This window comes from Kitasatospora sp. NE20-6 (genome assembly GCF_045862635.1).
Genome location: NZ_BPRL01000011.1, coordinates 135,108 through 147,854 on the forward strand (window position 1 = coordinate 135,108; position 12,747 = coordinate 147,854).

A 12,747-nucleotide genomic window follows, 5' to 3' on the forward strand; every position below is an offset into this window, starting at 1 on the left:
CCCCTGCCCGTACCCGTACCCCCGTGCGCGGCCTCCGCGGAGGGACGGGAGCTACCCGTGGCCTCCTCGAAGCCGTCCTGCGCCTCGGACACTCGGACCATCCTCACCGGTACTCGCCGGAATCGACAGACCCCCACACGCCCGGTGTCCTCTTCCGAACGTGCCATTTACCCGCCTCGTGCCGTCGTACACACTGCCGTACGCACCACTCCGCGACGGCGTCGCCGCGTCCCTGCGGACCCGGTGCGGATGCCCGCCCCTGATGATGCCCGAAGGTCCGACCCGATGGTGCGTCCCGTGCCGTGCCCGGACCCCCGGCTCGCCGGCCGGACTCCTTCGCGACGGTCGCACGGACAACCGTACCGTCCGAACGCCCTGCCTAGGCAGCAGCACACGGATCATCGTTCCAGATGATCGGGTCCGCCATGCGAAGGTGAAGGACACGATTTGAGAGCATGTTCAGGTGACCAACCCCGTGAGCAACCCTGAGAGCCGGTCCGCGGGCACCGCGCAGGCCGGTGTCCCGAGCTATCCGTACGAGGCCCCGCAGTCGCAGTCGCTGTTCGACCGGGCCTCCGTCGTGACCCCGGGCGGCGTGAACTCGCCGGTCCGTGCCTTCCGCGCGGTCGGCGGCACCCCGCGATTCATGGTGTCCGGCACCGGGCCGTACCTCACCGACGCCGACGGCCGCGAGTACGTCGACCTGGTGTGCTCGTGGGGTCCGATGATCCTGGGGCACGCGCACCCCGCCGTGGTCGACGCGGTGCGGCAGGCCGTGGGCCTCGGCACCTCGTTCGGTACGCCCGGGCAGGGCGAGGTCGAGCTCGCCGAGGAGATCACCGCCCGGGTCGCGCCGGTCGAGCAGGTGCGGCTGGTCTCCAGCGGCACCGAGGCGACCATGTCGGCGATCCGGCTCGCCCGCGGCTTCACCGGCCGCGCGAAGATCGTGAAGTTCGCCGGCTGCTACCACGGCCACGTCGACGCGCTGCTGGCCGCGGCCGGCTCGGGCGTCGCGACCTTCGCCCTGCCCGACACGCCCGGTGTGACCGGTGCCCAGGCCGGCGACACCATCGTGCTGCCCTACAACGACCTCGACGCCGTGCGCGCGGCCTTCGCCGCGCACCCGGGCGAGATCGCCTGCGTGATCACCGAGGCCTCGCCCGGCAACATGGGCGTCGTGCCGCCGCTGCCCGGCTTCAACCGGGGCCTGGCCGAGCTCTGCCGCGCCGACGGCGCGCTGTTCGTCTCCGACGAGGTGATGACGGGCTTCCGCGTGTCGAAGGCCGGCTGGTACGGCCTGGAGGCCGCCCACGAGGGCTGGGCCCCGGACCTCCTCACCTTCGGCAAGGTCATGGGCGGCGGCTTCCCCGCGGCGGCCTTCGGCGGACGGGCCGACGTCATGGCGCACCTCGCCCCGGCCGGCCCGGTCTACCAGGCGGGCACGCTCTCCGGGAACCCGATCGCGACGGCCGCGGGCCTCGCGCAGCTGCGGCACTGCACCGACGAGGTGTACGCGACCGTCGACCGGGTCGCCGGCGAGATCTCGTCGCTGGTCGGGGACGCGCTCGCGAAGGAGGGAGTGGCCCACCGGCTGCAGCGCGCGGGCAACATGTTCTCGGTGTTCTTCACCGCGGAGCAGGTCACGAACTACGACGAGGCGCGGCGCCAGCAGGCGTACCGCTTCAACGGCTTCTTCCACTCGATGCTGAGCCAGGGCGTCTACCTGCCGCCGTCGGCCTTCGAGTCGTGGTTCGTCTCGGCCGCCCACGACGAGCGGGCGATCGAGCGGATCGCCGCCGCCCTGCCCGCCGCGGCCCGCGCCGCCGCCGAGGCCACCGACCCCAGTGAGGGAGCGAAGTGAGCGCCAAGGACACCACCGTCGTCCACCTGATGCGGCACGGCGAGGTGCACAACCCGGAGGGTCTGCTCTACGGCAGGCTGCCCGGCTACCACCTCTCCGAGCTCGGCCGGCAGATGGCCGACCGGGTCGCCGAGCACCTGGCGGACCGTGACATCACCCACGTGGTGGCGTCGCCGCTGGAGCGGGCCCAGGAGACCGCCGAGCCGATCGGCAAGGCGCACGGCCTGGAGGTCGCCTCGGACGAGCAGCTGATCGAGGCGGACAACATCTTCCAGGGCAAGACCTTCGGGGTCGGCGACGGTTCGCTGCGCAACCCGGGCTACTGGAAGTACCTGACGAACCCGTTCAAGCCCTCCTGGGGCGAGCCGTACGTCGAGCAGGCCGTCCGGATGATGGGGGCGCTCGCCGCCGCCCGGGACGCCGCGCGCGGCCACGAGGCCGTCTGCGTCAGCCACCAGCTCCCGATCTGGATCGTCCGCTCGTTCGCGGAGCGCCGCCGGCTGTGGCACGACCCGCGCAACCGGCAGTGCTCGCTGGCCTCGCTCACCAGCTTCACGTACGAGGGCGACCGGATCGTCTCGATCGGCTACCGCGAGCCGGCCCGCGACCTGCTGCCCGCGCACCTGGTCGGCAAGGGCGGCAAGGACAAGCCGGTCGGCAAGAGCTTCGGCGCCTGACGGCCCGGGCCTGGCGGCCGGTTGCCCGGGGCCCGGGCCGCCGGGCCGTGTCCGGCAGGCGGTGCCCGGCGGGTCCGCGTCTGACGGTCCGGCGGGCCGCGGTGGGCCCGACTGCCCGTAGTAAGCGGATCATAAGTACAGAAACCGCAGCTCAGAGGGGGTTCGACCGGTAACGGCGGACCCCCTCAAACCTGCCCAAAGTCCCATGCGAAACTTTTCACATGTCTGGGACGACCCGCCGCCGCATCAGCCCGGCCGCCGCACTCGGCGCCGCTGCCGCGCTCGCACTCACTGGATGCACCTCCGGCTCGTCGAGCAGCGAGGGCCAGGCCGGATTCATCACCGGCAAGGGCGGCATCGCCACCGCGAAGCCGGACACGCGAACGGCGGCGCCGGACATCACCGGCACGAGCCTGCAGGGCGCGCCGCTCAAGCTCTCCGACTACCGCGGCACGGTCGTCGTGCTGAACATCTGGGGCTCCTGGTGCGGCCCGTGCCGCGCGGAGGGCAAGAACCTCCAGGAGGTGTCGGCGAAGTACAAGGACAAGGGCGTGCAGTTCCTCGGCATCAACACCCGGGACGTCGCCCCGGACAACGCCGTCCGCTTCGAGCAGCAGACCGGGATCACCTACCCGAGCATCTACGACCCGGACGGCACGCAGATCCTGCGCTTCCCCAAGGGCAGCCTCAACCCGCAGTCCATCCCCACCACGGTGGTGGTCGACCGCGAGGGCCGCCTGGCGGCCCGGGCGATGCGGGCGCTCTCCAGCGAGGACCTGGAGAAGATGATCACCCCGGTCCTCGCGGAGCAGAAGTGAGCGCGCTCGCCGGGACCGGCTACAACGAGACGGTCGCGAGCGGGGCCCTGCTGGTCGCCCTGCCGATCGCGCTCGCGGCCGGCCTGGTCTCCTTCTTCTCCCCGTGCGTCCTGCCGCTCGTCCCCGGCTACCTCTCGTACGTCACCGGCCTCTCGGCGGCCGACCTCGCCGACGCCAGGGGCGCCCGGCGCGGCCGGATGCTCCTCGGGTCGGCGCTGTTCGTCCTCGGCTTCACCGCGGTGTTCGTCTCCGGCGGCGCGCTCTTCGGCGAGTTCGGCCGCACCCTGGCCGACCACCGGCGGACGATCGACACCGTCATGGGCGTGGTCACCATCGTCATGGGCCTCGCCTTCATGGGCCTGCTGCCCGGCTTCACGATGCGCGAGGTGCGCTCGCACCGCCGCCCGGCGATCGGCCTGGTGGGGGCGCCCCTGCTCGGCGTCGTCTTCGGTGTCGGCTGGACGCCCTGCATCGGTCCGACGCTCTCCTCGATCCTCACCCTGTCGATCGACCAGGCCAGCGCAGGGCGCGGCGCCCTGCTGATGGCCGTCTACTGCCTCGGCCTCGGCGTACCGTTCGTGCTGGCCGCGCTGGCCTTCCGCCGGGCGCTCGGCGCGTTCGGCTGGGTCAAGCGGCACTACCAGTGGGTGATGCGGATCGGCGGCGGCATGCTCGTCGTGGTCGGCCTGCTCCTGGTGACCGGCGCGTGGGACGCGATGGTCAACAACCTGCAGTACCTCACCGACGACGTCACGATCGGAATCTGACCGTGAGCGAGACGAAGACCGCCCCGACCGGGCCCGACGACCTCTCCGCCGAGCGCCTCACCAGCGCCCCCGAGGAGTCGGACGGTCCGGTCGGCATGGGCGTCCTCGGCTGGGTCCGGTGGATGTGGCGCCAGCTGACGTCCATGCGGGTCGCGCTGATCCTGCTGTTCATGCTCTCGCTGGCCGCGATCCCCGGCTCGCTGATCCCGCAGAACAGCCAGAACGCCTTCAAGGTGCAGACCTGGAAGTCCACCCACCAGGGCATCACCCCGCTGTACGAGAAGCTCCAGCTCTTCGACGTCTACAGCTCGGTGTGGTTCTCGGCGATCTACATCCTGCTGTTCGTCTCGCTCGCCGGGTGCATCGTCCCGCGGACGTGGCAGTTCGTCGGCGTGCTCCGCGCGCAGCCGCCCGCCGCCCCGCGCAACCTGACCCGGATGCCGGTGTACGCGGCCTGGCGGACCGACGCCGGCCCGGAGGCGGTCAACGCCGCGGCCCACCGGCTGCTGCGCGGGCGGCGGTTCCGGGCGGACCTCGCGGGCGGCGCGGTCGCCGCCGAGAAGGGCTACCTCCGCGAGGTCGGCAACCTGCTCTTCCACTTCTCGCTGTTCGCCCTGCTCGCCGGTTTCGCCTGGGCGAGCCTGGGGAGCGGGCAGGGCGGCAAGCTGGTGATCGAGGGCCAGGGCTTCTCCAACACCACCACCCAGCTCGACGACTTCACCGGATCCGCGTTCTACACCACCGACGACCTGGACGCCTTCGGCTTCAAGCTGGACGGCTTCACCGCGAAGTACCAGGCCACCGGCGAGCAGATCGGCAGCGCCCGCGAGTTCACCGCGCACATCCGCTACTGGAAGGGCACGGACGCCTCGGCCCTGACCAAGGGGTCGATCCAGGTCAACCACCCGCTGGAGATCGGCGACTCCAAGGTCTTCCTGATCGGCCACGGCTACGCGCCCGTGGTGACCGTCAGGAACGCCAAGGGCGACGTGGTCTACAAGGGCCCGACGCCGTTCCTGCCGCAGGACTCCAACCTCACCTCCACCGGGGTGATCAAGGTCAGCGACTACGGCGACAAGGACGGCAAGCACACCCAGCTCGGCTTCAACGGCTACTTCCTGCCGACCGCGCCGGTGAACTTCGAGCAGACCGGCCCGGTCTCGCTCTTCCCGGACGCGGCCGAGCCGATGCTCGTCATCACCGCCTACGCCGGCGACCTCGGCACCGACTCGGGCCTGCCGCAGAACATCTACCAGCTCGACACCACGCACCTGACCCAGCTGAAGCAGGACGGCGACATCGCCCGGGCCCGCCTCAAGCCGGGCCAGGGCTGGGAGCTGCCGGACGGCTACGGCAGCATCACCTTCGACGGCTACCAGCAGTGGGCCAGCTTCTCGGTGTCGCACCGGCCGGGCAACGCGATCGCGCTGGCCGGCGCGGTCTGCGCGATCCTCGGCCTGATCGGCTCGCTCTTCGTCCAGCGCCGCCGGATCTGGGTGCGGGCCACCGCCGGCCCGGACGGCACCACGCTGGTCGAGATGGCCGGCCTGGCCCGCAGCGAGTCCGCCCGTACGGCCGAGGAGCTCGCCGAGTTCGCCGTCCGGCTCCAGGACGACGCCCCGGCCCTGGACGACGCCCCGGCCCTGGACGACGGGACCGGCGACGGGACCGGTGCCGGAGCCGACGACACCCCCGCCGCCCCCGCGATCCCCGCACCGGCAACCCCCGCAGATCCGGACTCCAAGGAGTAGACGGTGAATCTCGCCTCGGTCGACCCACAGCTGGCCGACCTCTCGAACAAGCTGATCTACTCGGCGATGGCCGTGTACACCCTCGCGATGTTCGCCCACCTCTTCGAGTGGACGTTCGGCAGCAAGGGCGCGATCGCGGTCCGCTCGGCCGCGCAGTCCGGCGGGCTGGCCGAGACGCTGGCCGCCGCGGAGGAGTCCGCGAAGGGCACCCGCACGGTCACCGTCACGGTGGCCACCGCCGACGGCGGAACCACCACGCTGACCCGCACCGCGCTCGCCGACGCGGGTGCCACCGTGGTCACCAGCGGCCGCGGCGAGGCCGCCGCCGTCGACGGCCCGGGTGCCGCGGGCGGCAGCGAGAAGGGCGACCTGGCGGGCCGGATCGCGGTGTCGCTGACCGTCCTCGGCGTCCTGCTGCACGCGGGCGGGGTGTTCTCCCGCGGGCTGTCGGTGATGCGCTGGCCGTGGGGCAACATGTACGAGTTCTCGTGCGCCTTCGCCCTCACCATGATGCTGGCCTACCTGGGCCTGCTGGCGGCGCGGAAGAACGTCCGCTGGCTGGGCCTGCCGGTCGTGCTGGCCGTGCTGCTGACCCTGGGCGTGGCGGTCTCGGTGCTCTACACCGACTCCGACCAGCTGGTGCCGGCGCTGCACTCGTACTGGCTGGGCATCCACGTCTCCACCGCGATCATCTGCGGCGGCGCGCTGTACGCGGCGTTCGTCGCGACGGTGCTCTACCTCGGCAAGGACTCGTACGAGCGGCGCGTCGAGGAGGGCCTGCCGGGGGGGCCGCTGCGCACCCCGGCGTCCGTCTGGCAGCGGCTGCCCGCCGCGGCCACCCTCGACAAGCTCTCGTACCGCATCAACGCCCTCGTCTTCCCGCTGTGGACGTTCACCATCATCGCGGGCGCGATCTGGGCCGAGGCGGCGTGGGGCAAGTACTGGGAGTGGGACCCGAAGGAGACCTGGTCGTTCATCACCTGGGTCGCCTACGCCTGCTACCTGCACGCCCGGGCGACCGCCGGCTGGCGCGGCCGGAAGGCGGCCTACCTGGCCCTGCTGGCCTTCGCCTGCTGGTTGTTCAACTACTACGGCGTCAACATCTTCGTCACCGGGAAGCACTCCTACGCCGGCGTCTGATCCGCCGCCGGCGGGGCCGGGCGGCGGTGCAGGCGTGCTGCCGTCCGGAACCGTGCACAGGAACCGTGAGGGATCGTCCGTCCGGTCGTCGACCAGGACGTCAGGAAGCCGCGAGGAGGAGCCGTCGTGGAGAGCGACGAGGTCATGCTGACCGTCCGGATCACCGCCGGGGAGAGAGCTCTGCTCCGAAGGCTCGCGCAGGGCCATCGCAGCGACGTCTCCGAGGTCGTCGCGGACGGCCTGCTGGACGTCCTGCCGACCCTGCACTGCACACCGGACGCCCACCGCCTGCTGGCGGCGCTGACACGGCCCGCGCCGTGCGCGCAGACCGTGTGGCTGCCCGCGGACCTCGCCGACCTGCTCGCGCCGGCCTCGACCCGGATCGCCCAGACCACCGGCGTGCGGATCGACTCGTCCTGCATGATGCTCGGCGCCGCCGTGCGCCTCTGGCTGGGTCAGGACCCGCAGGTGCTCGCCGAGCACCTCTCCACCATGCACGAGGGCCGTCCGGCCGCCCTCGCGGCGGCCTGACGCACCGGGAGGCGCCCTGACGCACCGGGAGGCGCCCTGTGTGCGCCGAAGGGCCCCGCACGCCGTCCGAGCGGCGTGCGGGGCCCTTCGTGTGCCCGCGGGTGCGGGTCAGGCGGCCTGCTGCCAGCTGACGGGCGAGTAGTACGCCGTGCGGCGCTCCAGGCGCTGCCAGCGGGCGATCGGCTCGGCCGCCCGTGCTGCGGCGGTCTGCTGGGCGGCCGCGGCGCGGGCGAGCAGCACGGCGGTGACGACGGCCAGCTCCTCGTCGGTCAGCGAGCCGCGGACGATGCGGACGAGAGGTTCGGCGGATGCGCTCATGGTCCTTGTTTCTCCCCCATGGTGAAGTCCTGCGGGTTCCGAACGGCGGAAGAACCGGTTACATCGGCGGGTTGCCGTGCTTGCGGCTGGGCAGATCGGCGTGCTTGGTGCGGAGCATGGCGAGCGAGGCGGCGAGCACCTCGCGGGTCTCGGCCGGGTCGATCACGTCGTCCACGAGGCCGCGCTCGGCCGCGTAGTACGGGTGCATCAGCTCGGTCTTGTACTCCTTGATCTTCTGCGCGCGCATCGCCTCGGGGTCCTCGGCGGCCGCGATGTCCCGGCGGAAGATGACGTTGGCGGCACCCTCGGCGCCCATCACGGCGATCTCGTTGGTCGGCCAGGCGAAGGACAGGTCCGCGCCGATCGACCGGGAGTCCATGACGATGTAGGCGCCGCCGTAGGCCTTGCGGAGGATCAGCGAGATCCGCGGCACGGTGGCGTTGCAGTAGGCGTACAGCAGCTTGGCGCCGTGCCGGATGATGCCGCCGTGCTCCTGGTCGACGCCGGGCAGGAAGCCGGGGACGTCCAGCATGGTGACGATCGGGATGTTGAAGGCGTCGCACATCTGCACGAAGCGGGCGGCCTTCTCGCTGGCGTTGATGTCGAGCACGCCGGCGAGCGACTGCGGCTGGTTGGCGACGATGCCGGTCACGTGCCCGTCGATCCGGGCGAGCGCCACGATGACGTTGGTCGCCCAGCGCTCGTGGACCTCCAGGTACTCGCCGTGGTCGACGACCTCCTCGATGACCTTGCGCATGTCGTACGGGCGGTTGCCGTCGGCGGGCACGAGGTCGAGCAGCGAGTCGTTGCGGCGGGCGACCGGGTCGTCGCCGGAGGTGGCGGGCGGCATCTCGCGGTTGTTCTGCGGCAGCAGCGAGAGGAGGTAGCGGACCTCCTCGATGCAGGACTGCTCGTCGTCGTAGACGAAGTGCGAGACGCCCGAGGTGGCGGAGTGGACGTCGGCGCCGCCGAGGCCGTTCTGCGAGATCTTCTCGCCGGTCACGGCCTGCACGACGTCCGGGCCGGTGATGAACATCTGCGAGGTCTCGCGGACCATGAAGACGAAGTCCGTCAGCGCGGGGGAGTACGCGGCGCCGCCGGCGCAGGGGCCGAGCATCACGGAGATCTGCGGGATGACGCCGGAGGCCTTCGTGTTGCGCTGGAAGATGCCGCCGTAGCCGGCGAGCGCGGTGACGCCCTCCTGGATGCGGGCGCCCGCGCCGTCGTTCAGCGAGACCAGCGGCGCGCCGGCCGAGATGGCCATGTCCATGATCTTGTGGATCTTCTGGGCGTGCGCCTCGCCGAGGGCACCGCCGAAGATCCGGAAGTCGTGCGCGTAGGTGAAGACGGTCCGCCCGTGCACGGTGCCCCAGCCGACGATCACGCCGTCGGTGTGCGGCTTCTTGTTCTCCAGGCCGAAGCCGCTCGCACGGTGCCGGCGCAGCGGCTCCACCTCGTGGAACGACCCCTCGTCGAGGAGGAGGTCGATGCGCTCGCGCGCGGTCAGCTTGCCCTTCGCGTGCTGGGCCTCGGTGGCCTTCTCGCTCGGACCCCGACGCACCTGCTCGCGGAGTTCGTGCAGCTCGGCCACGCGTCCGCGCGCATCGGCCGGGATCGCTGGGATCTCGTCGCCGACCGGCGCGTCGTGCAGAACCGTCATCTCGAACCACTCCAAGTGTGAGGGAACTGTCCGGCAGACGGCCCGGGGTACGTGGCTGCTGCTGCGGCGAACACTTCTTCACCTACGACACTACGAGGGAGTGGCGCCGGGGCTCGGCGTCGATTCCGTACAAGGTCGAGCCTCAGAACCTGTGAAGGGCGCACAGTTCTCACAACCCCGGCGAGCACCGGGGGAGGGGTGGCCGGGGTGCCCGCCCGGCCCGTCACGGGGTGTGGCCGGGGCTTCGATCCCGCAGGTCAGTGGCGTCGCGGACGGCGTGCGGGCAGCACGGAAAACCCGGCCCGGAGGCCGGGCCGGGGGTGTGCGGTTCCTGCAGGTGCCCGGTTCAGGAAGGTGCGGAGATGGTAGGGAAGCGCCAAATCCGCTCAGCCGCGAGGACCTTCCCCGGGCTCGTCCTTTCGGCGCATTTCCTCCTCGCGGCGGCGCAGGTCGGACTCCCACTCCTTGAGCATGTCCTCGTGCCGCCGGTCGTCCCCGCCCAGCGAGGCGAGGAACTCGGGGTTGTCGTCCGGGGCGACGAACCCGCCCCGCGGCGGGCCGCCGGCGGCCGGCTCCTGGGGCCCGCGGGCCCGGTTCTTCCCCGCCACCAGCCATGCGATCGAGCCCACCAGCGGGAAGAGCAGCACGATGATCACCCACACCACCTTCGGCAGGTGGCGGACGCGGTCCTCCGGCGTGGTCAGGCAGTCGATGAACGCGCCCACCCACAGGGCGAGCATGAGCAGTGGCGGCAGAATCCTCAGCACGGTGGTGGTCTCCCCCGGGGAACGTCGAACAGGGCCCTCCTGGCGGGGCCAGGGTAGCCGGTGGCGGATACTGACTGGCATGGCATACGACGATCTCCGCTCCTTCCTCCGCGCCCTGGAGCGGGAGGGTGACCTCAAGCGGATCAAGGCCGAGGTGGACCCCTACCTGGAGGTCGGTGAGATCGTCGACCGGGTCCAGAAGGCCAAGGGCCCGGCGCTGCTCTTCGAGAACGTCAAGGGCGCGGCGATGCCGCTCGCGATGAACGTCTTCGGCACCGAGCGGCGCCTCGCCAAGGCGCTGGGGCTGAAGTCGCCCGACGAGATCTCCGAGAAGATCGCCGGCCTGCTGAAGCCCGAGCTGCCGCAGGGCTTCACCGGTTTCCGGGACGCCTTCGGCAAACTCGCCTCCATGGCCCACGTGCCGCCGAAGCACGTGAAGCCCGGCGACGCGCCCGTGCAGGAGGTGGTGCTCACCGGCGACGACGTCGACCTGGACCAGCTGCCCGCCCTCTTCACCTGGCCGCTCGACGGCGGCTCCTTCTTCAACCTGGGCCTGACCCACACCAAGGACCCGGACTCCGGCATCCGCAACCTCGGCCTCTACCGGCTGCAGCGCCACGACAAGCGGACCATCGGCATGCACTGGCAGATCCACAAGGACAGCCGCAACCACGCCGCGGTGGCCGCGGGCCGCGGCGAGCGGCTGCCGGTCGCGATCGCCTTCGGCTGCCCGCCCGTCGTGACGTACGCGGCGACCGCGCCGCTGCCCGGCGACATCGACGAGTACCTGTTCGCGGGCTTCGTGGCGGGCGAGCGGGTGCGGATGGTCGACTGCAGGACCGTCCCGCTGCAGGTGCCGGCCGACGCCGAGGTGGTGCTGGAGGGCTGGCTGGAGCCCGGCAGGATGCTGCCCGAGGGCCCGTTCGGCGACCACACGGGCTTCTACACCCCGCAGGAGCCGTTCCCGGCGCTGACCATCGACTGCGTGACCATGCGCCGCCGTCCGGTCCTGCAGTCGATCGTCGTCGGCCGGCCGCCGACCGAGGACGGCCCGCTCGGCAAGTTCACCGAGCGGTTCTTCCTGCCGCTGCTCAAGATCATCATCCCGGACATCGTCGACTACGACCTGCCCGAGGCCGGCGGCTTCCACAACTGCGTGATCGTCTCGATCGACAAGAAGTACCCCAAGCACGCCCAGAAGGTCATGCACGCCATCTGGGGCGCCCACATGATGTCGCTGACCAAGCTGATCATCGTGGTCGACGCCGACTGCGACGTGCACGACTACCACGAAGTGGCCTGGCGGGCGCTCGGCAACACCGACTACAGCCGCGACCTGAGCGTCGTCGAAGGCCCGGTCGACCACCTCGACCACGCCTCGTACCAGCAGTTCTGGGGCGGCAAGGCCGGCATCGACGCCACCCGCAAACTGCCCGAGGAGGGCTACACCCGCGACGGCGGATGGCCCGAGATGGTCGCCTCCGACCCGGAGACCGCGGCCCTCGTCACCAAGCGCTGGAAGGAGTACGGGCTGTGACCACGGCCGCCTTCGAGGTCCCGCCCGGCAAGGTCAAGGCCTTCCTCCGGCTGGTCATGATCGAGCACTCGGTGTTCGCGCTGCCCTTCGCGTACATCGCCGCGCTCACCGCGATGTTCCTCGCCGACCGCAGGGTGCACTGGGGCGAGCTGTTCGTCGTCACCGTCTGCATGGTCGGCCTGCGCACCTTCGCCATGGCCGCCAACCGCATCATCGACCGCGAGATCGACGCCCGGAACCCCCGCACCGCCGGCCGGGAGCTCGTCACCGGCGCCGTCTCCCTGCGCACCGCGTACATCGGCTCCGGCATCGCCCTCGTGGTCTTCCTCGGCGCCGCCGCCCTGCTCAACCCGCTCTGCCTGGCGCTCGCCCCGGTCGCCGTCGTGCCGATGGTGGTCTACCCGTACGGCAAGCGGTTCACCGACTTCCCGCACGCCATCCTGGGCCTCGCCCAGGCCGCCGGCCCGATCGGTGCCTGGCTCGCCGTCACCGGCACCTGGTCGTGGGACGCCGTCGTGCTGGGCCTCGCCGTCGGCGTCTGGATCGGCGGCTTCGACCTGATCTTCGGCTGCCAGGACGTCGCCGCCGACCGCGCGGACGGCGTCCGCTCCGTGCCGGCCCGCTTCGGCACCGCCGCCGCCCTGTACGGCGCCCGCGCCTGCCACGCCGTCACCACCCTCCTGCTCGCCTGGTACGGCCTGCTCACCGACGCCGGCCCGGCCTTCTGGGCCGGCCTCGCCGTGGTCGTCGGGGCGTTCCTCTACGAGCACGCGATCGTGAAGCCCGGCGACCTCTCCCGCCTCAACCGGGCCTTCTTCACCACCAACGGCTTCGTCGGCATCTCGCTCTTCGTCTTCGCCCTGATCGACCTGGTCAGCCGGGGCCTGCGGATCTGACCCGCCCCGGGGAGGCCGCGGGTG

12 protein-coding genes are annotated in these 12,747 nt (G+C 71.6%); 9 read left to right on the top strand and 3 right to left on the bottom strand.

What is annotated here, in order from left to right:
• Positions 1–475 precede the first annotated feature (475 nt).
• From hemL to SNE206_RS12615, 7 genes are all read left to right on the top strand, one after another.
• Complete coding sequence (gene hemL, locus SNE206_RS12585; protein ID WP_407913453.1) at positions 476–1,861, top strand: glutamate-1-semialdehyde 2,1-aminomutase; 1,386 nt, start codon at positions 476–478, stop codon at positions 1,859–1,861.
• A 29-nt stretch (positions 1,862–1,890) separates the two neighbouring features.
• Positions 1,891–2,538 carry a histidine phosphatase family protein gene (locus SNE206_RS12590; RefSeq protein ID WP_407913454.1) on the top strand — a complete coding sequence of 216 codons (648 nt, stop codon included), beginning with the start codon at positions 1,891–1,893 and terminating at the stop codon, positions 2,536–2,538.
• A gap of 221 nt (positions 2,539–2,759) precedes the next feature.
• Positions 2,760–3,356, top strand: coding sequence for a TlpA family protein disulfide reductase (locus SNE206_RS12595; RefSeq protein WP_407913381.1), 597 nt, complete (start codon positions 2,760–2,762; stop codon positions 3,354–3,356).
• Positions 3,353–4,123, top strand: coding sequence for a cytochrome c biogenesis CcdA family protein (locus SNE206_RS12600; RefSeq protein WP_407913382.1), 771 nt, complete (start codon positions 3,353–3,355; stop codon positions 4,121–4,123). Before SNE206_RS12595 ends, SNE206_RS12600 begins: the two co-directional genes overlap by 4 nt.
• 2 nt (positions 4,124–4,125) lie before the next feature.
• Entirely contained in the window at positions 4,126–5,874 is a 1,749-nt protein-coding gene (locus SNE206_RS12605; RefSeq protein ID WP_407913383.1) for a cytochrome c biogenesis protein ResB, read from the top strand.
• A 3-nt stretch (positions 5,875–5,877) separates the two neighbouring features.
• Complete coding sequence (gene ccsB / locus SNE206_RS12610) at positions 5,878–7,014, top strand: c-type cytochrome biogenesis protein CcsB (RefSeq protein ID WP_407913384.1); 1,137 nt, start codon at positions 5,878–5,880, stop codon at positions 7,012–7,014.
• A 126-nt stretch (positions 7,015–7,140) separates the two neighbouring features.
• A complete protein-coding gene (locus SNE206_RS12615; RefSeq protein WP_407913385.1) occupies positions 7,141–7,545 on the top strand; it encodes a hypothetical protein in 405 nt (134 codons plus the stop codon).
• Positions 7,546–7,653: 108 nt separating this feature from the next.
• Here SNE206_RS12615 and SNE206_RS12620 read toward each other — a convergent pair whose 3' ends face one another.
• The 3 genes from SNE206_RS12620 to SNE206_RS12630 all read right to left on the bottom strand — a co-directional run bounded on the left by SNE206_RS12620 (position 7,654) and on the right by SNE206_RS12630 (position 10,290).
• Positions 7,654–7,863, bottom strand: a complete 210-nt coding sequence (locus tag SNE206_RS12620) for an acyl-CoA carboxylase epsilon subunit (RefSeq protein WP_405012788.1) — start codon at positions 7,861–7,863, stop codon at positions 7,654–7,656.
• A 58-nt stretch (positions 7,864–7,921) separates the two neighbouring features.
• The gene (locus tag SNE206_RS12625) at positions 7,922–9,523 is read right to left on the bottom strand and encodes an acyl-CoA carboxylase subunit beta (RefSeq protein ID WP_407913386.1); all 1,602 of its coding nucleotides are present in this window, start codon (positions 9,521–9,523) and stop codon (positions 7,922–7,924) included.
• Between the two features lie 386 nt (positions 9,524–9,909).
• Positions 9,910–10,290, bottom strand: a complete 381-nt coding sequence (locus SNE206_RS12630; RefSeq protein ID WP_407913387.1) for a PLD nuclease N-terminal domain-containing protein — start codon at positions 10,288–10,290, stop codon at positions 9,910–9,912.
• Positions 10,291–10,369: 79 nt separating this feature from the next.
• Here SNE206_RS12630 and SNE206_RS12635 point away from each other — a divergent pair, with 79 nt between their 5' ends.
• Positions 10,370–11,827 (top strand): menaquinone biosynthesis decarboxylase, encoded by a 1,458-nt coding sequence (locus SNE206_RS12635; RefSeq protein ID WP_407913388.1) that lies wholly within the window; start codon positions 10,370–10,372, stop codon positions 11,825–11,827.
• Positions 11,824–12,723 carry a menaquinone biosynthesis prenyltransferase MqnP gene (gene mqnP / locus SNE206_RS12640; RefSeq protein ID WP_407913389.1) on the top strand — a complete coding sequence of 300 codons (900 nt, stop codon included), beginning with the start codon at positions 11,824–11,826 and terminating at the stop codon, positions 12,721–12,723. Before SNE206_RS12635 ends, mqnP begins: the two co-directional genes overlap by 4 nt.
• Positions 12,724–12,747: the final 24 nt, after the last annotated feature.